General features: G+C 73.4%; 19 protein-coding genes. 6 read left to right on the top strand and 13 right to left on the bottom strand.

Translation table 11 applies throughout. The features are described from left to right. Window positions 1–6: 6 nt before the first annotated feature. From AB0O01_RS29070 to AB0O01_RS29060, 3 genes are read right to left on the bottom strand one after another with little or no spacing between them, the layout of a single operon-like run. The gene (locus tag AB0O01_RS29070; protein ID WP_365317918.1) at window positions 7–279 is read right to left on the bottom strand and encodes a helix-turn-helix domain-containing protein; all 273 of its coding nucleotides are present in this window, start codon (window positions 277–279) and stop codon (window positions 7–9) included. Then, entirely contained in the window at window positions 276–1,271 is a 996-nt protein-coding gene (locus tag AB0O01_RS29065; RefSeq protein WP_365317916.1) for a hypothetical protein, read from the bottom strand. Before AB0O01_RS29065 ends, AB0O01_RS29070 begins: the two co-directional genes overlap by 4 nt. A gap of 59 nt (window positions 1,272–1,330) precedes the next feature. Then, window positions 1,331–3,604 carry a hypothetical protein gene (locus AB0O01_RS29060; protein WP_365317914.1) on the bottom strand — a complete coding sequence of 758 codons (2,274 nt, stop codon included), beginning with the start codon at window positions 3,602–3,604 and terminating at the stop codon, window positions 1,331–1,333. Window positions 3,605–3,623: 19 nt separating this feature from the next. On the opposite strand from AB0O01_RS29060, the gene AB0O01_RS29055 reads away from it, so the two are divergent. Continuing rightward, the gene (locus AB0O01_RS29055; RefSeq protein WP_365317913.1) at window positions 3,624–4,013 is read left to right on the top strand and encodes a hypothetical protein; all 390 of its coding nucleotides are present in this window, start codon (window positions 3,624–3,626) and stop codon (window positions 4,011–4,013) included. Window positions 4,014–4,325: 312 nt separating this feature from the next. Here the strand turns inward: AB0O01_RS29055 and AB0O01_RS29050 are convergent, their stop codons facing one another. The 4 genes from AB0O01_RS29050 to AB0O01_RS29035 form a co-directional block, all read right to left on the bottom strand. Beyond that, on the bottom strand, window positions 4,326–5,213 hold the full coding sequence (locus AB0O01_RS29050) for a hypothetical protein (RefSeq protein ID WP_365317911.1): 888 nt from the start codon (window positions 5,211–5,213) through the stop codon (window positions 4,326–4,328). After that, the gene (locus tag AB0O01_RS29045) at window positions 5,210–7,363 is read right to left on the bottom strand and encodes a hypothetical protein (RefSeq protein WP_365317909.1); all 2,154 of its coding nucleotides are present in this window, start codon (window positions 7,361–7,363) and stop codon (window positions 5,210–5,212) included. Before AB0O01_RS29045 ends, AB0O01_RS29050 begins: the two co-directional genes overlap by 4 nt. Continuing rightward, on the bottom strand, window positions 7,360–8,346 hold the full coding sequence (locus AB0O01_RS29040) for a hypothetical protein (RefSeq protein ID WP_365317908.1): 987 nt from the start codon (window positions 8,344–8,346) through the stop codon (window positions 7,360–7,362). Before AB0O01_RS29040 ends, AB0O01_RS29045 begins: the two co-directional genes overlap by 4 nt. Window positions 8,347–8,496: 150 nt before the next feature. Further along, entirely contained in the window at window positions 8,497–9,129 is a 633-nt protein-coding gene (locus AB0O01_RS29035; protein WP_365317906.1) for a Crp/Fnr family transcriptional regulator, read from the bottom strand. Between the two features lie 227 nt (window positions 9,130–9,356). Between AB0O01_RS29035 and AB0O01_RS29030 the strand changes: the two genes are divergently transcribed. After that, window positions 9,357–10,625 (top strand): phosphodiester glycosidase family protein, encoded by a 1,269-nt coding sequence (locus tag AB0O01_RS29030; protein WP_365317904.1) that lies wholly within the window; start codon window positions 9,357–9,359, stop codon window positions 10,623–10,625. Window positions 10,626–10,637: 12 nt separating this feature from the next. Here AB0O01_RS29030 and AB0O01_RS29025 read toward each other — a convergent pair whose 3' ends face one another. The 6 genes from AB0O01_RS29025 to AB0O01_RS29000 form a co-directional block, all read right to left on the bottom strand. Beyond that, window positions 10,638–10,832, bottom strand: coding sequence for a hypothetical protein (locus AB0O01_RS29025; RefSeq protein ID WP_365317902.1), 195 nt, complete (start codon window positions 10,830–10,832; stop codon window positions 10,638–10,640). 218 nt (window positions 10,833–11,050) lie between these two features. Then, entirely contained in the window at window positions 11,051–11,911 is an 861-nt protein-coding gene (locus AB0O01_RS29020) for a phosphatidylinositol-specific phospholipase C/glycerophosphodiester phosphodiesterase family protein (protein ID WP_365317900.1), read from the bottom strand. Between the two features lie 227 nt (window positions 11,912–12,138). Beyond that, window positions 12,139–13,455 (bottom strand): acyl-CoA dehydrogenase family protein, encoded by a 1,317-nt coding sequence (locus AB0O01_RS29015; protein WP_365317899.1) that lies wholly within the window; start codon window positions 13,453–13,455, stop codon window positions 12,139–12,141. Then, window positions 13,452–14,633, bottom strand: coding sequence for an acyl-CoA dehydrogenase family protein (locus AB0O01_RS29010; protein ID WP_365317897.1), 1,182 nt, complete (start codon window positions 14,631–14,633; stop codon window positions 13,452–13,454). Before AB0O01_RS29010 ends, AB0O01_RS29015 begins: the two co-directional genes overlap by 4 nt. A gap of 212 nt (window positions 14,634–14,845) precedes the next feature. Then, the gene (locus AB0O01_RS29005; RefSeq protein WP_365317895.1) at window positions 14,846–15,832 is read right to left on the bottom strand and encodes an NADPH:quinone oxidoreductase family protein; all 987 of its coding nucleotides are present in this window, start codon (window positions 15,830–15,832) and stop codon (window positions 14,846–14,848) included. A 108-nt stretch (window positions 15,833–15,940) separates the two neighbouring features. Next, window positions 15,941–16,519, bottom strand: coding sequence for an XRE family transcriptional regulator (locus tag AB0O01_RS29000; protein ID WP_365317892.1), 579 nt, complete (start codon window positions 16,517–16,519; stop codon window positions 15,941–15,943). A gap of 78 nt (window positions 16,520–16,597) precedes the next feature. Between AB0O01_RS29000 and AB0O01_RS28995 the strand changes: the two genes are divergently transcribed. The 4 genes from AB0O01_RS28995 to AB0O01_RS28980 all read left to right on the top strand — a co-directional run bounded on the left by AB0O01_RS28995 (window position 16,598) and on the right by AB0O01_RS28980 (window position 21,445). Then, window positions 16,598–17,686 (top strand): NAD(P)/FAD-dependent oxidoreductase, encoded by a 1,089-nt coding sequence (locus AB0O01_RS28995; RefSeq protein WP_365317891.1) that lies wholly within the window; start codon window positions 16,598–16,600, stop codon window positions 17,684–17,686. A 149-nt stretch (window positions 17,687–17,835) separates the two neighbouring features. Beyond that, complete coding sequence (locus tag AB0O01_RS28990; RefSeq protein WP_365317889.1) at window positions 17,836–19,377, top strand: ATP-dependent DNA ligase; 1,542 nt, start codon at window positions 17,836–17,838, stop codon at window positions 19,375–19,377. Continuing rightward, window positions 19,374–19,838 carry an NUDIX domain-containing protein gene (locus AB0O01_RS28985; protein WP_365317887.1) on the top strand — a complete coding sequence of 155 codons (465 nt, stop codon included), beginning with the start codon at window positions 19,374–19,376 and terminating at the stop codon, window positions 19,836–19,838. Before AB0O01_RS28990 ends, AB0O01_RS28985 begins: the two co-directional genes overlap by 4 nt. A 221-nt stretch (window positions 19,839–20,059) precedes the next feature. Continuing rightward, the gene (locus AB0O01_RS28980; RefSeq protein ID WP_365317885.1) at window positions 20,060–21,445 is read left to right on the top strand and encodes an NADP-dependent succinic semialdehyde dehydrogenase; all 1,386 of its coding nucleotides are present in this window, start codon (window positions 20,060–20,062) and stop codon (window positions 21,443–21,445) included. Window positions 21,446–21,453: the final 8 nt, after the last annotated feature.

Below are 21,453 nucleotides of genomic sequence, written 5' to 3'. Positions count from 1 at the left end.
CGGGGTTCAGTCGAAGAGGGTGAGGGCGATGCCTTCGGCGATCTCGTCGGCGAAGACGGGGCGTTCCTCGATACCGAGAGCGCGCAGCAGGTCCACGGTGAGCACGCGATGGCGTCGGCCGACCCGGACCGTGGGGCAGGGGAAGGCATGGTCGGCGATCAGCCGGTAGGCGGTGCCCCGGCACATGCCGAACGCTCGGGCGGCGGTGCGGAGGTCGACGCTGACGGGAAGGTTGAAGATCTCCCGGAAGGTGAGCTGCGTGTCGGGGCGGTCGGTCACGGGTTCCTCCCGGCACGTCGCAAGGAGAGGGTGGCGACTGCCCGGCCCCCGCCCCGGCCCGAGTAGCGGGTACAGGTGGCGTCTTCGGCGAGCCCCCAGGCCTGGGCGAGTGCGCCGATCCGGACTCCCTCGATCCGCTCGGCGGGCACGAGGAACCGTACGGTAGCCGAGAGCCCGGGCGGGTCGTAGTCGACCTGCCAGGGCCCGCACACGTCGGTCTCCCGTCGGCCATGAGTCTCGATGTCGTCCACGGCGATCTCGGGGCGGGCCGTCCGGAACAGCGTCCATGCCCGGGAACAGGCAGAGCGCAGCACGTGCCCGCCGAGGTCCAGGGCATGCGGGCCCAGGTCCGCGCCCAAGGCGGCCGGGTCCCTGGTGAGTGGGCTCCCGCCTCCGCCGGCTTCGCCCGGGTCCGAGCCGCCGGCACGGCCGCCCGGGTCCGCCTCGCGCTCTCTGACCTCCGCCAGCGCTTCGAGGTAGCAGGTGATGAGTTCCGCCTCGACGTCGTCCCGTTCGGCGCCGAAGTCCCGGGTGATCCGGTGGGCGGTGCGGAAGAGGCCGGGGAGGCCCAGCCAGACGGCCGCCGGCGGCCAGTCGGCATGGTCGGTGGTGTCGTGGGAGCGTACGGCGATCTGCCGCCAGAGGGCATTGCGCTCGGTGGGGTGCGTGGAGCGGTCGTACAGCAGTCGCCGGGCCTCGTGGAGTGTGAGGGGGGCTCCTCGTCCGGGCGGGCCTCCTTGCCCGGGCGGCGTTCCCCACTCGGAGGGTGGATCCGGTACGGGCGACGGCCCTTCTGCGGGCGACGGCCCCTGTGCCGGTGGCGGTCCCTCGATCGGTGCCGAGGTGCCGGAGTGGTGGAGTGCCGGCGTCAGGTGCCGGTCGTCGCTCCGGCACTCGGTCGTGGCGACGCGGCGGAGTGCCGGCATCGGGTCCCGGTCGGCGCATTCGCGCTCGATGGCGGCGAAGAGCCCCGGTGGGGCGGGAAAGGACATTGGTGTCTCCGGATTTCGTTTTCAGTCTGTCCGTGCCTGATTCAGTGCGTGTACCTGATTCAGTGCATATGCCTGTGCTTGTTCTTGTTCTTGTGCCTGTTCAGGGGCTGCTTCTGGGTGGGCGAGGGTGTGCCGCGCCACTCCGTCAACAGGCGGCATGCGAGGTCCTTGCCGGAGAGGGGATCGGGGCCGCGCTCGACGGCGAGGAGCCAGCGGAGGAATCCGGGCTGCCGGGCTGCCGTCAGGTTCCGCAGCAGTGCCTCCACTGCCGGGTCCGGCCCGGCCGTACCGTCGGAGGGGCGGCACCAGAGAATGAGGACATCGCGCATGGACGGGAACGCGGTGGGCTCGTTGAGAGCGTGAGCCGTGAGCGTGACGATCTCCGCCGTGGTCGTCTCCCCGTCCTTGGTGCGGCGCGTCCACCAGCGGAAGTCCGTGGCGGCGGCCATGGCGGGGAAGGCGAGGGCGGCGAGGAGGTCGGGAATGCCCTCGCTCTCCTGCCAGTCCCGCAACAGGCCCAGGAGACCGGCCCGTTCCCGGGTGCCGCCGGTGGCGAAGCGCTGGGTCAGCATGTCCACGACGGCGTTGGCGACACCCGGGTCTCCCGGACCGCCGCCGAACGTCCCCGAGAGCCGTTCCGCCAGCCGCAGCACATGCTCCGCGGACAGTCCCCCGTGGTCGGAGCGGCAGGCCAGCGCCACCGCGGTGCGCAGTGGCGCCTCGGCGGCGACGCTCCAGTCGTCCAGCAGACGCTCGGCCCCCGCCGCCGCCCGAGTGTGGGAGACGGCCGCCCCCAGGCTCCGCGCGGCCACTTCGACGGCGGACACTCCCGGCGCGAGGGCCACGGCCCGCAGGTGTTCCAGGCTCCGGCTCCCCGTTTCCGCCGCCATCGCGACGACCGCCCGCGCGGCCCACTCCGCATGGTCCGGTGCGGGACCGGTGCCGGCCAGCCAGATGTGCAGCAGCGGCATCAGTTCGACGTGGTCACGGCACAGGGCCTCCCATACGGCGCGGCCCATGGCGGGCCAGTGGAACGCCACGGTGTCCGGATCCCCGACCCCCGTCGGCGGGGTGCGCCGCGCGGCGAGCGCGCCCAGATTGTCGGTCAGGGACCGTTGCCGGGCCATACCGGCACCCTCCACGCTTCCGCCACCGACTCCCGGCCCGCTTCCGCCACCAACACCCAACCCACCTCTACCACCAACACCCAGCCCACCTCTGCCACCAACACCCAGCCCCCTTCCACCACCGGACCCCTGCCCACCGACCCCACCCGCCCCACCGCCCCCACCGCGAGGCGCCGTCGCAGCCGACGCCGCCCAGCCCTCGCCGTCGGCCAGCCTCAGCAGCTCCGCCGCCCGCTCCTCGACAACACGGAGGTCGAGCCCTCCGTAGACGGTGAGGGCGAGCAGATGCGCCAGAAAGACAGGGTCCTCCCGCGCGCGGGCCAGCAGCGCCGGGACCTCCGCACGGGCGAGCGCCCACAGGACGTTCCCCTCAAAATCCGCGTCCCGCCCGGCAGCCGCCGCCACGGCGGTCACGGCCTCGGCCGCGCGAGCCGCGTAGCGCGGCGGCAGGCCCGCCGGAAGCAGCTCGGCCAGCAGGTCCGGCGAGGCGTTCAGCAGTCCGGCCCGCGCGCTCTCGTCGGGGCACAGATCGCGCAGGTGCGCGGCGAAGACCTCCCGCGGGTCGGGAACCAGATGCCGCAGCACCGGTGCGCCGATCCGGTCGCCGAGGGTACCGGCCAGCCCGGGGGCGTCGGCCAGCACGATGAGGAGCCGTGCGTCCGCCTCGGTGAGCGAGATCTCCAGCCGGGTCAGGTCCCAGGACCGCCAGGCGGACGGATCCGGGGGTTCCATCACCAGGTAGCCGTGCACCCCGCTCGGCCGGGGAGTCCACCGGGCGAGGTTGACCGCCCCGTCCACCTGGACGAGTACGGGCTCCTCCATACCGTGGGCCAGCAGGTTGAGGGCGTGGGTCTCGCGTCCGGTCCCCGGGTCGCCGACGAGCACGGCCACACCGGAGGCGAGCGCGGCGAGGACGTTCCCGGATCCGGGCGGGGCGATGTAGCGCCGCCGGGCCACCGCGAGATCCTTCGCCCGTACGGGGCCCTGCCGCATGGGTGCCGTCCCGGTGTCGTCGGCGCCCGGGGCGGCGGCCACGACCTGCCGTTGGCCACCGGTCATCAGCCCCGTGTTGATGGTGCCGTTCGGGGCGTTGATCACCATCTCCCGGCCGGCGGCCAGCGCCAGGGCGAGGGCGTCGACCCGGCCGCCGGCGAGCGCCTCGGCAAGGGCATCGAGATCGAGCGGCCGGGCAGGTTCAGCTCTCATCGCCGGCTCCGGGGAGACGGTGGCCGGGCTGCTCGACGGTGATGCGGTGCTGTCCGCCGTGGACGGTGCCGGTGTTGATGATCCCGCGCTCGGCGTTGAGGACGAGAGGGCCGCGAACCGCCGGTTCGACAGCGGCGTCCGGCGACGCCTCCCGGGAAGTTTCCGGGTGCGGGGCCCCGCACGGCTCCGGCCCGGCGTTCGGGGCCGGGTGGCCCTGGAGAAGGGGAAGAAGGGGAATCACCCTTCCCACCTCATCGGAACTTTCCGCTCGCATATCATTCCTCTCCGGTCAAAAATCGAAGGCGTGAAGGCGCACGGAGAAGCGCACTCATGGGCGCCCGAAAACGCATCGGAACGGCCGCGCAAGAACAGCCGTACGAGCAACATCCGGACGCACGACCGCAAGTGATCGTGCGTCATTTGCGGACGCCACGAGAATCCCGCAGCCCGGAGGACATCACCGCTCGCACAGTGCGTTCACCGAGGGATGTACATCACACCCGGACCGGCCCAAAAAAGGGGGCACGCCGCTCGATCGCGGCGTGCCCAGACAGCCCAATATGACGTCCGAGGAGGAGGAAGTATCCGGGAAGGGAAAGGAAAGGAAAGGGAACGAAAGTCAAGCCACGCCAAGCCCAGGAAAGCCAAGGCAAGGCAACGAACCGGGAAAGCGCCCGAGGAACCTCAACCGAACCAAACCGAACCTGATCGCACCCCCCGCTCAAACACCCCCACCCTCAGGAACCCGATGCCCCAGCAACGCGATCCGGTCGCGCAGCAGCCAGGAGATCTCCTTGCGTTCCTGTTCGCTCAGGGTGCCGAGCAGCACGGCCAGTTCCTCCTGCCAGTCCGTGCGCGGCGGGCTGAGCAGGTCCTGATGGCGGACCGCCCAGTCCAGGACCTGACTCACCTGGTCCGGGTGCCTCAGGAGCCAGAGCGCGGCGAGGGACACCGGCCCGGCGTGGAGCGCCTGGAGACAGAACTCGTACTCACCGCTGCGGCTGGGTGTCCAGGAGTAGCGGACCGCCTGGTCCTCGTCCTGGCCGAGGCTCAGTTCCTCACCGGTCTCCCGGAGCCGGACGTCGAACACGCGGTAGCTGAGTCCGAACTCCTCGACCCGCTGGGGTGCGCTGAGGTGTCGCATGATCTCGGGTGCTCCGAGGCCGCTCCCGGCCAGGGTCTGGGCTTCGGCCAGATGTCTCAGGGTGCCGGTGAGGTGGGTGCGGACCATATGCCAGCCGTGCAGGGTCCGGGTGCGGACCACACGTACCGGGTCGTGCACCCACCAGGACACCCACAGTTCCACCGACTCGGTGCCGTAGACGGTGGGGAGGCCGACGGCGCGGGTGTCCACGTGTTCGGTGGTGTCGACCCGGAAGACGTCCGGGTAGTTCCCGCCCATGTGCGGGGTTCCGGCGTCTTCGAGCGGGGGCAGGTACGCGCCCGCCTCGTCGGGGTCGCCCCGGCGGCCCTGGACGAAGTAGTCACCGGTGGTGTCCTTCAGAACGAGGCACCAGTCCCGGGTACCGGACCAGCGGTGTCCGATGATCTCCCGCCAGGGCCTCCGGGCCGTGCGGACGTAGAGGGGCTCGGTCGTCTCGTCGTTCACACCGCCACCCGCCTGACACCACTGCGCCACTCGGCGAGCGCGGTCCGTGCCCGCTCCAGCCCGGCCGAGCCCTCGGCCGCTTCCCGGTCCATCTCGACGAAGAGCCGGAACTCACCTTTGCGCATTCCGCTGCCCAGGTCGTCGAAAAGGGTCTCCACCGCCCGGAACAGAGTGCCGTCCCAGCGTGCCGCGTCGGCCCATTTCATCAGGGTCCGGCACGTGGTCCCGAAGGTTTTCTCGGAATTCAACGCGCCCCGGATCATCCGGGTGATGAGCATTCCGTCCTCGGTACGGTCGGCGAGTTGCCCCTGAAACCAGCGGCGGCGGCCCAGGAGTTCACTGATGAGTACACGCGCGTACTCCGCCGGGCCCTCGTCGGAGTCCACCAGGTCGGCGAGCCAGTGGAACACCTGCCTCTCCTGGCCGGCCCGGAACAACTGATGCACCGCCGCCCGTACGGCGTCGAGGACCGGATCCCCCCGCCCCTCCGGCGTGTCCGGCCCGGCCTCGGAGACGGCCCGGCGGACGAGCCGGTGGAGCAGTGCGAGCGCGAGGTCGGGCCGGGACAGCCCGTACTCCGCGCCGCACGCGAACGCCACCGTGGTCCTCAGCCGCGAGCCGCCCACCCGGCTCCAGTCCTTCATGCGGTACCGCACCTCCGTGGCGAGTACCGGGTCCTCGGCCGCGATCCCCAGGGCGTGCGCGGCGATGAGGCGGCTGGTGGTGCGCTCGGAGTCGGCGAGGGCCTGGATGTGGTGCAGGGCCCGGCGTCCCCCGCCCCAGCTCGCCGCCAGGCCCATGACCCGGCCCACCGGCACGGTCAGCTCGTTGTCGCGGCGTACGTCGCGCAGCCATCGCACCAGCAGTTCCGACAGCCGTCCGTACTCGCGCCACACATGCCGCAGGACGGCCTCCGCCTGCCCGTACCGGAGGAACACGACCGGCTCCACGGCGTGGGTGTAGTCGCCTTGGGCACGGATCTCGCGGGGCTGGCGGACCGCGTGGACGGAGCGGAGCAGCTCGGTGAGGGAGCGCCGGAAGACGAAGTCGGGATTGGGGCGCCCGGACTTCTCGCCGCTCTGGGTGTCCGTCGCGGGCAGCAGCGCGTCGAGCCGTCCCTCGGAGAGCCGGAGCAGCCGTTCGGCCTCACCCCGGACGATCCGGTGGTCCAGCCCCTCGTAGACACAGACGGTCAGCAGAAACGCCAGGGCCTCCGGGTCCTCGCGCAGCGCGGCGACGAGTTCGGGCACTTCCCGCTCGGCCCGGTAGCTGAGCCGGGCGCGCAGATCGCCCAGCGTCTCCGGGTCCCCGTCGGCGGCCACGAGGGCGTCGATGAGTTCGGCCACTTCGGCGGGGACCAGTTCGGGGGCCAGGAGTTCGCCGAGCTGCCCGCCGGTGAGCGCGGCCAGCAGCCGTTCCCGCTCGTGCCGGTCCGGTACGACCGCCGCGAACCGGGCGCCGAACACCTGGGAGGGCGGTGGCGGTTCGCAGCCGACCGGGCGGACATGCAGGTCCTGTTCCAGACGGCGCAGCAGCGCGGTGTCGTCGGGCAGGACGATCACCATCCGCGAGCCGGCCTCCTGGAGCAGGGACCGCAGATGGCCGAGGACTCCGGGGCCGAGCGGGCTGCTGGGGAACAGTCCGTCCATCAGATAGCCGCGGGCCGTGGAGTCGGTGGGCCGCCAGCGGTCCAGCTCCGTCACTCCGTCCAGCGCCCGCAGCGGAGCGTCGTCCCCGCCGCACTCGCGGAGCAGATTGAGCGCCGCGGTGCGGCGGCCGGAGCCCGGACGCCCGGCCAGGAACAGGACACCCCGTTCCAGTTCGGCCAGGGCGTCGGCGAACCAGGCGGGCCGGGCGAATCCGAAGCCGGCCGCACTCACCTCCGTCTCCGGGATCGGGCCCTCGCGCACCCGGGTCCCGCGGGCTCCCCCGGCCGCCCGCCGCTCGTCGCCCGGTCCGTTGCGGACGCCCTGGCCGCCGTGGACGGAACCGTTGTTGATGTTCCCTCCGGGGGCGTACAGCAGGACCCGCGGCGGCGGCCCTCCCAGGCCGTCGAGCAGTTCGGAGAGCCCGGTGGACTCCAGCTCCGGGCCGGGTGACCGTGACTCCTCCCCGGCCGTCGCCGGGGGCGCCGCCTGCTGCGGAATCACTGCCGCCCCTGATACTTGTCACCGCGCACCTGGTCCCCCTGGAACCCCCGCACGCGCCCCGCCTTGTTCCCCTGGACCTGGTCCCCGGCGATGTGATGGTTGCCGACGCTCTGTCCCCCGTGGACCGTGCCCGTGTTGATGTTGCCGTGGGGGGCGCTGTTGCTCACCTGCGCGCCGGGCACGGCGGACTCCCGCTCCGGCTCCCGCCCGGTCGGAGCGCCCCCCTCGTCCCGCCGTTCATCCGTCGTCCCGGACCCGGCCCCGGCCTCGGACCCGGACCCGTCCCGGCCGGACGCGTGGTCGAACTCGAACTCGTACAGCGGTCCCGACGGCTGGGGCACGTAGATCCACGCCTGCTGGGCGAACGGCTTGCCCTCGACCGTGGCGGCCACCTCCACGAAGTGGTCGGGGTGGCGGCCGGTGTACCCGCCGGCGACGGTGTCCTCGTAGCAGCGCTGGGAGAGGATCGCGGCGACGTGCGTGATGTTCTCCTTGTGGGAGGCCAGTACGGCCTTGACGGGGCGTGAGTCCAGCAGCCGGTGGGTGTCGTTGCGGGCGGTGCCGTTGCCGCCGTACTCGTCGCCGGGGTCCGGCAGCGGACCGATGTGCAGGCTGGCCCGGAGCCGGATGGGGAGGGTGCCGTGCGACAGGACGTTGTAGTCGGTCAGCACCTCCTGGAGGGTGTGCAGCAGGGGATGGACCACGAAGGGCATGAGGGACGGGTCGAACCCGAAGACGTATCCGTCGCCGGTCGTGGCGGGGAACCTGCGGTCGCTCCACAGCTCCCGCAGCCCCGCCCTGGCGAAGGCGGTCTCCAGCAGTTCGGGGACGGTACGGCTGATGCCCTCGTGCTCGACGGCGGGGCGGCCGGTGAAGCCCTTGGCGTCCACGGCGAAGATGCCCCGGTACGGGGGCAGGGGGCGGCTGCGGGCCCAGCGGGTCATGCCGTCCTGGGGCGGTGCGCCGATGTGCTGCTCGCGCATGTGTCACTCCTCGGTGGGGACCCGCCCGGCCCCGCCGGGTGCGGGCGGGGGGCGACGGTCCGTCGGATGGTCGTGCGCTTCGAGCTTCTCGGCGGCGGGGTGATCGGTCCGCTTCACTCGTGCGGTCCGCGTGTGACCCGGGACACACGCTCAGATCTTCCTCAGCCCCTCCGGGCTGATCACCTCGATCCGGTTCTTGTCGAACCGCACCAGGTCGGAGCCCAGCCGCTCCAGGGCCTTGGTGACGTAGTTCCGGCTCACCCCGATGTGCTGGCCCAGCTCGTCCCGGGTGACCGAGAAGGACCGCTCGCCCGAGATCTCGAAGAGCCGGAGCAGCGCCAGCGCGAGCCGCTCGTGCACCGCGCCGTCGTGGACCTCGGTCTGCTCCCGCAGCCGCAGGGACACCAGCTCCGCGATCCGGGGCGCGAGCCGATGGCGGCGGACGAAATCCTGGAAGTCCGTCGCGAGATGGATGGCGACCGTGCACGCGCTCATGGCCCGTACGTACGCGAGCCGCCCTCCGCCGTGCTGGAGCGCCATCTCCCCGAGGATCTCGCCGGGCCCCCGGAACGCCAGCAGCCGCTGCCGGCCGTCCCGGTCCACATGCACCACCTTCACCAGCCCGCTGATCAGCGCGATCACCTGGGTCCCCGGATCACCCTGGCGTAACAGCACCTCGTCCGCCGCACGGGGTCTGGCCGGCGCACGGGTCAGCTCCGCCCATTCCTCGGCCGAGACCAGATCACGGAAAGTCCTCACCGACGAGGAAGCGTCTTTGCCCATGCGAGGAAAATTAGGGGACCGGGTGCCCGCACGGCACCGGACCGTCAGCATCCCCACCCCCTACGCCGTTCCGTCACGGATTCACCCCCCGTCAGCCCGGCGTCGCCCCCGCCGTCACCCGGGGCTGATTCACTCACCCCGTTTCCTGGCACGGTTGACGGGCCCTCAGGGGGTGCGGCGACGGATCCTCTGGGGGCGCGGTGGCATGGCGGTGGCGGTGGTCCGGGGTGGGGCGCGGGGCGCTCGGAGCGGTGGCGGTGGTGGGGGCGCTGGGCGGGGTCGTCCTCGTCGGGTCGGTGCCCGCCGCGGCCCTGTCCGGCGCGGGGACGGCGGTGGCGCCGGGTGTCGTCTACGAGTCCCGTGACCTGGAGGTCGCCAAGGGACCCACCCGGATCCATCTCCTCACCGTCGATCTCCGCACGCCCGGGGTCCGGTTGGGGCTGCTGTATCCGGGGAAGGTCGCCGCGCGGGCCGCGGTGTCGGTGATGGCGGACCGGCAGGGGGCCGTCGCCGGGGTCAACGGGGACTTCTTCCACATCAGCGAGACCCAGCACCCGGGCGTGCCGGTGACCGGGGCGAGCGTCGGTCCGGCGGTCGCGCGCGGCAGGGTGCTCAAGGGGGCCGTGCCGAACGGGCAGCGGTTCGGGCCCGCGCCACCGCCCGGTACCGGCACCGAGGACGTGCTCACCGTCGGGCGCGACCGGCGCGTCCGGCTGGACCGGCTGACACTTGACGGATCGGTCCGCGGCGACGCGGGCACGACGGCGCTCGGCGGGCTCAACCAGTACGCCCTGCCGGTCGGTTCCGTCGGCGCCTTCACCGAGGACTGGGGCAGCGCCTCCCGGCTGCGCGCCACCTGCGGCACCGACACCGACCGGGCCGCGCCGTGCAGCACCGACACCCACGAGATCACGGTCCGCGACGGACGGGTCGTCGGTACCGCCGGGCGGCCCGGCGCCGGGGCGATCCCCGCCGGCACCACCGTGCTGGTCGGCCGGGAGGAGGGCGCGCACCGGCTGCGGGAGTACGAGGTGGGTGAGCGGGTCCGGGTCAGCCACCGTCTGACGGGTTCGAGTGCGGGTGCGGGTTCGGGTGCGGGTTCCCGGCGGGCCCCTCTGCTCGCCGTCGGCGGCTGTCCGGTGCTGCGGGGCGGACAGCCCCTGCCGGGACTCGACGACCGTACCGCCGCCGTACGGACCGCGGCCGGGATCGCGGACGGCGGCCGGCGGCTGTTCCTGTTCGCCGTGGACGGGACGGCCGGCCGGGCCGGGCTCACCGTCGCCGAGGTCTCCCGGCTGCTGCGGGACCTGGGCGCCACCGACGGCTTCGGCCTGGACGGCGGTGGCTCCACCACCCTCGTCGCCCGCGACCCGGGCGGCACCTCCGTGACCGTACGGAACCACCCCAGCGCCGGGGCGGAGAGGGCCGTACCGAACGGGATCGGGGTGTTCTCGGGTGCGGGGGCGGGGGCGGGAACGGCGGCGGGCACGCCCTGACTTCGGGGACGGTCAGGGGTGCAGGCTGCTCACGATGTCCGCCGTCGCGGTCATGCCGCTGTAGATCGTCGGTGCGACGCTCGTTCCCGCGAGGGAGAAGCCGAGCAGCGCGCACACCACGGCGTGGGTGAGTTTGAGGCCGCCGTTGCGCAGGAAGACCGCGGCGAGGATCAGCAGCAGCAGCGTCGCAGAGATGGAAATGGCCATGATGAACCTCCTCCGCCACGTCCCATTCGCGGCGTTCGGCCGCAAGTGTGGCGTAGCGGAGGGTTCATCCGTGCGGCTGACCTGACCGCCGAACGTGTGGTGTTCGGGAGGGACGGGAGGGAGGGGAGGGGCGAGGGGTGAGGGGCTAGGAGGGAGGGGGAGGGAGAGGGGGGAGGGAGAGGGGGCCGCCCTCGGTCGCGTCCCGTCAGTCCCGCTCGTCAATCCCGCTTGTCGAGAAACGCCTCCAGCCCCAGCAGGTCGTCCGTGTTGAGGTGGTCCACGTCCGCCGCCAGCAATTCCGTCCACAGGGCGTCCCGGGCGGGGCCCGGGAGGTCCGGGGTGGCCCAGAAGCGGATCCTCTGGCCTCGGGCGTGTGCCGTGTCCGTGATCGTGCGGAGCTTCTGGCGCTCGGCGGCCGGGAAGGCGCCGACGCCCCGCCAGGTGAAGTGCAGCGTCCAGTTGTCGCTGATCAGCGGGGCGAAGGAGGCGGGGGCCGGGCCGCCGAGGTCGGCGAGGCGGCCGTCGTAGAAGGCGCGGCGGGTGGTCTGGGCCTCCATCGGCACCCGGGCCGCGCGGTCGCCGGAGATCACGGCGGTGACGGCGCCGGGCCGCACCCGGCCGCGGTGGTAGGTCGTGAAGAGATTCCGGTACCGCTGGAGCCGGCGGTCGAGTGCGCGATAGGTGGCGGCGCCCTCGGTCTTGATGTCGATGAGGAGTTGGAGGGAGCCGCGGTGGCCCCGGTACACGGACCCCTTGTGGGCCTTGACGCGCGCGGCGAGCGTGTCCAGGTAGAGGGACTCCAGGGTGCGGGCGGGGTCGAGGTCCTCGGGGTCGTGGGCCACGAGGAGCTGATCGCCGACCAGGTAGATGTCGGCCTCGACGCTGCCGAAGCGGTGGTCGAGGGCGTCGAGCAGGGGGCGGGGGTGCTCGTAGTCGTTGTGGGCGTGGGCCCGCCACAGGGGGCGCGGGGCGCGGTGCTCGTTCTCGCCGGCGAGCGCGGTGGCGCCGGGGACCACGACCGGGCCCGCGAGGGCGGCGCCGAGGGTGGTGAGGGCTCTGCGACGGGTGGTGAGGGCCATGCTCTGCCTCCCTGGTAGCGGACGGAACCGCAAGGAGTATGCGGTGCCGGAGGCGCCAAGGGGCAGATGGGGAGGGGGAGTTGGCCGGACCGCCGTCGGTCGTTCACTTCCCGCGCGCCGTACACACCGGACGGCCCGCCCCTGGTGGGACGGGCGTCACCGGTCCGTCGCCCACCCGCCCTTCGGCGGACCGGACCGTACATGGGTGGGGAGCCGGAGTCCCGCCGCTACGCCGGAGCCAGATCCACCAGTTCCCCCACCCACTCCCGGTGCGCCCCGGCCGTCCCGTAGGCGATCGAGTCCGCCTTGGCTCGTTTGAGGTAGAGGTGGAGGGGGTGTTCCCAGGTCATTCCGATACCGCCGTGCAGTTGGAGCGCCTCCTCCGTGGCGTGCACGGCGACCCCGGCCGCGTACGCCTGCGCCACCGCGACCGCGAGGTCCGGCTCGCGGCCGGTCGCCAGGGCGTCGGCGGCGGCGCGTGCGGCGGCCCGCAGTTGCGCGGTCTCCAGCCACAGGTGCGCCAGCCGGTGCTTGAGCGCCTGGAAACCGCCGACCGGACGGTTGAACTGCTTGCGTTCCGTCAGATACCGGACGGTCTCGGTCAGCGCCCAGTCCGCGAGACCCAGTTGCTCGGACGCCAGCAGCCCGGCCCCGGCCCGCAGCGCCCGCCGGACCGCGGGCCCGGCCTCCCCCAGCCGCCGCCCGGCCGCCCCCGCCAGCACCACGGTCGCCACCGGCCGCGTCCGGTCGAGCGACACCTGCGGTACGACGGTCACTGCGGTGGATTCATCGGTCCCCTCGGGCCCATCGGACCTGGCGGGCCGGGTGGACCCATCCGGCCCGGCAGGCCCATACGACCTGGCAGGCCCATCGGACCCGGAAGGCCCATCCGGCCCGGCGGACCCATCGGTCCCGGCAGGCCCATCCGACCCGGCGCACCCGGCAGCCCCCACCGCCACCGCGTACAACGCCCCGTCCTCCGCCGGTACCAACAGCACATCGGCGCCGCCCGCGTCCGCGATCCCCGGCAGCTCCCCGTACAGCAGCGCCCCGTCCCCCACCCGTACCGTCCGGAAGCCCGCGGTGGGCGCGGTGTGCAGGCCGACGCAGAGCGCGGCGACGGCCGTCCCGGAGGCCAGATCGCGCAGCAGGTCGTCCGCACCGCACTCCAGCAGCGCCTCCGTCGCCACGACCGCGCTGGTCAGATACGGTACGGGCGCCACCGCCCGCCCCAGTTCCTCCAGGACGACGGCGGCCTCCCGGTGCGAGGCGCCCTGGCCGTCCAGTTCCTCCGGGATCAGCAGACCGGCGAGCCCCATCCCGGCGGTGAGCGTCCGCCACAGCGCACGATCGTGGGACGCCCCCGGCGCCCCCAGCACCCCCGGCGCCTCCAACTCCCCCGACATCCCCGGCTCCCCTGGCTCCCCCGAATCCCCCGACCCCACCAACCCCAGCACCGACGCGGCGGTGGAGCGGTCGGTGAGCAGGTCCCGTACCGCCGCCCGCAGGGCCTCTTCCTCCTCGGAGTGGAGCAGATCGGTCATCGGGCGAGGGCCTTCCAGGGGACGTCCTTGTCGGTGCGGGGTTCGGCGGGCAGGCCGAGGACCCGCTCGGCGACGATGTTCAGCAGGATCTCGCTGGTGCCGCCCTCGATGCTGTTGCCCTTGGCGCGCAGATAGCGGTAACCGGCGTCGCGGCCGGTGAAGTCGACCCGTTCCGGGCGGCGCAGGGTCCAGTCGTCGTAGAGGAGCCCCTCCTCGCCCAGGAGTTCCACCTCCAGGCCGCTGATCTGCTGGTTGAGGTGGGCGAAGGCGAGTTTCAGCCCGGCGCCCTCGGGGCCGGGCTGCCCGGCGGCGAGCTGCTGCCGCAGCCGTTCGCCGGTGAGCCGGGCGACCTCGGCCTCCACCCACAGGGTCAGCAGCCGCTGGCGCAGTTCGTGGGTGCGCAGTTCGGGGCGGGCGCGCCAGGTCCTGGCGACGGGGGCGATCATGCCGCCCTCGCGCGGCAGCTTCATCCCGCCGATGGCGACGCGTTCGTTGTTGAGGGTGGTCTGCGCCACCCGCCAGCCGTCGCCGACCGCGCCGAGCCGCCGGGAGTCGGGGATCCGGACGCCGGTCAGGAACACCTCGTTGAACTCGGCCTCCCCGGTGATCTGCCGCAGCGGACGCACCTCCACCCCGGGGTCGGTCATGTCGCAGAGGAAGTAGGTGATGCCCCGGTGCTTGGGGACGTCCGGGTCGGTGCGGGCGACGAGGATCGCCCAGCGGGCGAGATGCGCGCTGGACGTCCACACCTTCTGGCCCGTCACCACCCAGTCGTCGCCGTCGCGGACGGCCCGGGTGGCGAGGGCGGCGAGGTCGGACCCGGCGCCCGGTTCGCTGAACAACTGGCACCACACCTCCTCGCCCACCCACAACGGCCGCAGAAAGCGCCGCTTCTGCTCCTCCGTCCCGTAGGTGAGGAGGGTCGGCGCGGCCATGCCGAGGCCGATGCCGATCCGGCGCGGGTCGTTGTCGGGGGCGCCCGCGGCGGCGAGCGCGGCATCGACGACGGCCTGGTGCGCGCGGGGCGCGCCGAGTCCGCCGAGTCCCTCCGGGAAGTGCACCCAGGCGAGCCCGGCGTCGAACCGGGCCCTCAGGAAGTCGAGCGGCGCGGTGGTGGCGGGCGGGTGCGCGGCGAGCAGGGCGGCGGTACGGCGGCGCAGATCGGCGGGACCGGCCACGCAGGCCACATCACCCGCGCCAGCCGCATCACCCCCACCGGCCGCGCCCACCGCATCACCCACGCCGACCGCATCACCCGTACCGGCCGCTCCGGCCGCATCACCCCTACCGGCCACGCCGACCGCATCACCCCCACCTGCCACGCCGACCGCATCACCCCTACCGGCCGGTTCGGCCGCATCGCCCACACCGGCCCCTTCGGTCGCATCGGTCATTCGGCGACTCCCTTGCCCTCACCCTGCTGTCCCGGTACCACCACGATCCGCCCGGTCGTCACCCCGTCCGCCACCCGCCGCACGGCGTCCGCCGCCGCGTCGAGCGGGACCCGCTCGCTGACCAGCGGTCTGATCGCGCCACGGGCGGCCAACTCCGTGAGCCGGTCGTGGCAGTGCCGGACCAGGGCCGGGTTCCGGGTGTTGTAGAGGCCCCAGTGCAGGCCGAGGATCGCGTAGTTCTTCACCAGCGCGTGGTTGAGCGCCGGGCGCGGTATGGCGCCGCCCGCGAAGCCGACGACCACGATCCGCCCCTCGAAGGCGACGACCTTGGTGGACTGCTCGTACGCCGTCCCGCCCACGGGGTCGTAGACCACATCGGCGCCCTGTCCCCCGGTGGCCTCCTTGACGGCCGCTATCACGTCCTCGGTACGGCGGTCGATCACCACGTCACAGCCCAGGTCCCGGGCGACGGCCGCCTTCTCCGGGCCCCCGACGACCCCGACGACCCGGGCCCCCGCCGCCCTGCCGAGCTGGACGGCGGCACTGCCGACCCCGCCGGCCGCGGCGTGCACCAGGAGGGTCTCGCCCTCGCGCAGGGCGGCCCGGCGGTGCAGTCCGAACCAGCCGGTCTGGTAGCCGATGTGCAGCGCGGCGGCCTCGGCGTCGTCCAGCGAATCGGGCGCGGGCAGCAGCCCGGCGGCGTCCGCGACCGCGTACTCGGCGAACCCGCCGTGGGGCAGTACGGGGTTGGCGAGCACCCGGCGGCCGTCCTCGGTCTCGCCGCAGATCTCCACGCCCGGGGTGAACGGGAGCGGCGGGCGCACCTGGTACTGGCCCCGGCAGAGCAGCGCGTCCGGGAAGTTGACGTTGGCGGCGCGCACCTTCAGCAGGACCTGGCCCTCGCCCGGGGCGGGCGGCGCCACCTCCGCCTGCCGCATCACCTCGCCGGGCTCACCGTTCTCGTGCACCTGCCATGCCTGCATGCGGGGCCTCCAGCGACAGCGCCCGGCCCGGACCACCCGGACCGGTTCACTCGACTGCGTCGCATACTAAGCGGTCGCTTGTCGCAAGGGAACCGCACTCCCCGCCCCTCACTCCTCCGCCCGCCTGGGCCGGGCCCGGACATGCATCCGCTCCCCCTGCGGCCCGAACAGGCTCAGGAACTCCGCCGGACCCTCCCCCGTCGACCCGAACCAGTGCGGCACCCGGGTGTCGAACTCCGCCGCCTCCCCCGCCGTGAGCACCACATCGTGCCCGCCCAGCACCAGCCGTACCCGCCCGGAGAGCACATACAGCCACTCGTACCCCTCGTGCGTCCGGGGATCCGGCTCGCCCGCGCGGGTCGGCAGCAGCACCTTGAACGCCTGGAGGCCGCCCGGCTGCCGGGTGAGCGGGATGTACGTCCGCCCGTGCCGGTGGATCGGCTCGGCCCGGACCCGGGGATCGCCGACGGCGGGGGCGCCGACGAGTTCGTCCAGCGGCACCTGATGGGCCTGCGCGATCGGCAGCAGCAGTTCCAGGCTGGGCTTGCGCAGCCCCGACTCCAGCCGGGACAGGGTGCTCACCGAGATCCCGGTGGCCTCCGACAGCCCGGCGAGGGTCACCTCACGCTCCTTGCGCATCTGCCGCAGTCGCGGTCCGACCCCGGCCAACACTTCTTCCGTACTCATCCGCCCATTGCAGATTCGGCAAACAGATTTGTCAATACGGCACCGGTTCGGTGACGGTCGACACCGGAGGTGGTCACCATGACCGAGACAACGACCGGGACGACAGCCGGTGCAACGACGGGGGCGACAGCCGGGACCACGACCGGGACGACAACGAGGACCACGACCGGGACAACAGCCGGGACTCGGCCCACGCCCCGGACCCGCTCCACACCCCCGGCAGAAACCGGACCCTACGAAGTCATCGTCATCGGCGGCGGCGCCGCGGGCCTCTCCGCCGCCCTCGTCCTCGGCCGCGCCCGGCGCCGCACCCTGGTCGTCGACGCGGGCGAACCCCGCAACGCCCCGTCCCCCCACATGCAGGGCTTCCTCACCCGGGACGGGACACCCCCGGCGGAGTTCCTGGCCCTGGGCCGCGAGGAGGTCGCCCGGTACGAGGACGTGACCCAGATCCGGGACCGGGCCGTGGACGTCACCCGGGACACCGGAACCGGGACCTTCGCCGTGACCCTGGAGAGCGGCCGGACGGTCCACGCGCGGCGGCTGATCGTCACCACCGGCCTCAAGGACGAACTGCCGCCGGTGCCGGGGCTCGCGGAGCGGTTCGGCGAGGATGTGCTGCACTGCCCGTACTGCCACGGCTGGGAGGTCCGCGACCGGGCGTTCGGCGTGCTGGCGACCGGCCCGATGAGCGTGCACCAGGCGCTGATGGTCACCCAGTGGTCCCCGGACGTGACCTTCTTCCTGCACACCGTCGACGAGTCCGAACTCTCCGACCAGGATCTGCGGCGGCTGGCCGCGGCCGGGGTCAAGGTGGTGCCCGGCGAGGTCGCCGAGATCCTGACGGCCGACGGCCGGCTCAGCGGCGTCCGGCTCGCGGACGGCACCACGTACGGGCGCGAGGTGCTGTTCACCGCCCCTCGGGCGGTCCCGCGGACCGGCCTCCTGGAGCGGCTCGGCGCACGGCTCGACCCGACGCCGTTCGGCGCGTACCCGGTGGTGGATCCGACCGGGCAGACCTCGGTCCCCGGGGTGTACGCGGCGGGCAACGCCATGGGCTTCGCCGAACAGGTCCCGCACGCGGTGAGCGGCGGCTACCGGGCCGCCGCCGCGGTGAACGGGGAGCTGCTGATGACGGACCTGGACGGGGGGCTGCGGGGGGACTGAGCGGGGTGCGGACTGAGTAGGGACCTGCCGCCCCCCATCACATGCCCCTGCCACCCTCCCCTCCCCCAACCCCTCCCCTCCCCCCAACCCCTCCCCCACCCCACCCGACCCGACATGCCCCCACCCCCACCCCATAGCACCATGGCCGCATGCTGCTGTCCCGGCTCGCCGAGGTGTCCCGGGAGGTCGCCGGTACCTCGGCGCGCTCCCGCAAGACCGCCCTGCTCGCGGACCTGTTCCGCGAGACCGCCCCGGACGACGTACCGATCGTCATCCCCTACCTGGCGGGACGCCTCCCGCAGGGCCGTCTCGGCATCGGCTGGAAGCTGCTGAGCCGCCGGACGGCACCCGCGCCCGCCCCCACCCTCACCGTCCGTGACGTGGACGCCCGGCTCACCGCGCTCGGCGCGGTCGGCGGCGCCGGTGCGCAGGCGGAGCGGGCCCGGCTGCTGGAGGCGCTGATGGGTGCGGCCACCGCGGACGAGCAGCGGTTCCTGGTTGGGCTGATCACGGGTGAGGTGCGGCAGGGCGCGCTGGACGCCGTGGCGGTGGAGGGGCTGGCGCGGGCCACCGGCGCCCCGGCCGCCAAGGTGCGCCGGGCGGTGATGCTCGCGGGGTCCCTCCAGCCGGTCGCCCGCGCGCTGCTCGGTGAGGGGCCGGAGGCCGTCTCCCGGTTCCGGCTCACCGTCGGCAGCCCCGTGCAGCCGATGCTGGCGCAGACCGCGGCGTCGGTCGCCGAGGCGGTGGACCGGCTGGGCGGCGGCTGCGCGGTGGAGGAGAAACTCGACGGCATCCGGGTGCAGGCCCACCGCGACGGCCCCGATGTCCGCCTCTACACCCGCACCCTGCACGACATCACCGACCGTCTCCCCGAGGTGACGTCGGCGGTGCTGGCGCTGCCCGGCGAGCGGTTCATCCTGGACGGTGAGGTCCTGGCCCTCGGGCCGGACGGGCGCCCGCGCGCCTTCCAGGAGACCGCGGGGCGGGTCGGCTCCCGGGTGGACGTGGCGGGCGCGGCCGGGGCGACCCGGATCTCGCCGGTGTTCTTCGACGCGCTCGGTGCCGACGGCCGGGATCTGCTGGACCTGCCCTTCGCCGAGCGGCACCGCGCACTGGCGGCGCTGGTGCCGGAGCCGCTGCGGGTCCGCCGGGTGCTGGTGACCGGGCCGGGGGACGTCCCGGCAGCCGAGGCGTTTCTCGCCGAGACCCTCGCCCGGGGGCACGAGGGCGTGGTCGTCAAGGCGCTGGACGCGCCCTACAGCGCCGGGCGGCGCGGGGCGTCCTGGCTGAAGGTGAAGCCCGTGCACACCCTGGACCTGGTGGTGCTGGCCGCCGAGTGGGGTCATGGCCGCCGTACCGGCCGGCTCTCCAATCTGCATCTGGGCGCCCGCGCGGCCGACGGCTCCTTCAGCATGCTCGGGAAGACGTTCAAGGGGCTCACCGACGCCACCCTGGCCTGGCAGACCGAGCGGCTCCGGGGACTGGCGGTGCGGGACGACGGCCGGGTGGTCACCGTCCGCCCGGAGCTGGTCGTGGAGATCGCCTACGACGGACTTCAGCGCTCCACCCGCTATCCGGCCGGGGTGACCCTGCGGTTCGCGCGGGTGGTGCGCTACCGGGAGGACAAGCGGCCGGAGGAGGCGGACACCGTGGAGACCCTGCTCGCGGCACACCCGGAGGTCACGGCGTGACGGGGCGGCGCAGTGCCGGACTGCTGTTGTTCCGGACCACCGCACAGAGCTGTGAGGTGTTGCTCGGCCATATGGGAGGCCCGTTCTTCGCGCGGAAGGACGCGGGCGCGTGGACCGTGCCGAAGGGGGAGTACGGGGACGACGAGGCGGCGTGGGACGCGGCCCGGCGGGAGTTCCGGGAGGAACTGGGGCTGGCGCCGCCGGACGGGGAGCCGGTACCGCTCGGGGAGGTGCGGCAGAGCGGCGGCAAGACGGTCACGGTGTGGGCGATCGAGGCGGAGCTGGACCCGGCGGACATGGTGCCGGGGACGTTCACGATGGAGTGGCCGCCCCGCTCGGGCCGGATCCAGGAGTTCCCCGAGCTGGATCGGGTGGCGTGGCTGCCGGTGGACCGGGCCCGCGAGCTGATCGTGACGGCCCAGCGGGCCTTCCTGGACCGCCTCACCGAGCACCCCCGCTGACCCGACGACCCGAGCACCCACGCCGACCCGACCGACCACCCACGCCGAGGCAACAACCACGCGTTGCGCTCCCCCGCCCCGCGCGGGAAGGTCGAAGCGTCGACGCACACTCACAGCACCCCCATCAACCCCATCAGCGTCATCAACCCCACCAGCCCCACCCCCCTCCCAGCCCCCTTCCCCCAGCCCCACCAGCCCCACCCGCGCTCCAGGAGGCCGCCATGCCCATCGCGACGGTGAACCCGGCGAACGGCGAGACGCTCAAGACCTACGAGGCCATGGGCGACGAGGAGATCGAGCGGCGGCTCCAGCTCGCCGAGGCCACCTTCCGCACCTACCGCGACGCACCGTTCACCGATCGTGCCCGCCTGCTGCTCCGGGCCGCCGACCTGCTGGACGGGGACCGCGAGGACATCGCGCGTGTGATGACCACCGAGATGGGCAAGCCGCTCGCGCAGGCGCGCGCGGAGGCGGCGAAGTGCGCGCGGGCGATGCGCTGGTACGCCGGGCACGCCGAGGCGCTGCTCGCCGACGAGGTGCCCGACGCCGCCGATGTGGCGGACTCCGGCGCCGCCCGGGTCCGGGTCCGCTACCGGCCGCTCGGCCCGGTGCTCGCGGTGATGCCGTGGAACTTCCCGCTGTGGCAGGTGATCCGGTTCGCGGCGCCCGCGCTGATGGCCGGGAACGTCGGGCTGCTCAAGCATGCCTCGAACGTCCCGCAGACCGCCCTCTACCTGGAGGATCTCTTCCACCGGGCAGGCTTCCCGGAGGGCTGCTTCCAGACCCTGCTGATCGGTTCCGGGGCGGTGGACGGCATCCTGCGCGACGAGCGGGTCCGGGCGGCCACCCTGACCGGCAGCGAACCGGCCGGGCGGGCGGTGGCGGCCACCTGCGGCGAGATGATCAAGAAGACGGTGCTGGAGCTGGGCGGCAGCGACCCGTATGTGGTGATGCCGTCGGCGGACCTGGACCGGGCCGCCGAGGTCGCGGTGACGGCCCGGGTGCAGAACAACGGGCAGTCGTGCATCGCCGCGAAGCGGTTCATCGTGCACAGCGAGGTCTTCGACGCGTTCGCCGAGCGGTTCGCGGCGGGCATGCGGGCGCTGACGGTGGGCGATCCGACGGACGAGGGCACCGATGTCGGGCCGCTGGCCACCGAGCGGGGCCGGGCCGATCTGGAGGAACTGGTGGACGACGCCCGGCGCGGCGGCGCGCGGGTGCTGTGCGGGGGCGAGCGGCCCGAGGGGGACGGCTGGTACTACCCGCCGACCGTGCTGACCGGGATCGACCGCGAGCTGCGGATCCACCGCGAGGAGGCGTTCGGGCCGGTGGCGACCCTGTACCGGGCGGCGGACGTGGACGAGGCGGTGCTCATCGCGAACGATTCGCCGTTCGGGCTGAGTTCCGCCGTGTGGACCCGGGACGAGGCGGAGACCGCCCGGTTCGCCCGGGATCTGGAGGCCGGGGGCGTGTTCTTCAACGGGATGACGGCCTCGCATCCGGCGTTCCCGTTCGGCGGGGTCAAGCGGTCCGGGTACGGGCGTGAGCTGTCCGGGCACGGAATCCGGGAGTTCTGCAACATCACCACGGTTTGGCACGGACGGTGAGCGGAGCG

The organism is Streptomyces sp. NPDC093252 (assembly GCF_040683675.1).
Lineage (GTDB): Bacteria > Actinomycetota > Actinomycetes > Streptomycetales > Streptomycetaceae > Streptomyces.
Note: the sequence above shows the minus strand (reverse complement) of the source record. Positions and strands in the feature narration are given on the sequence as shown.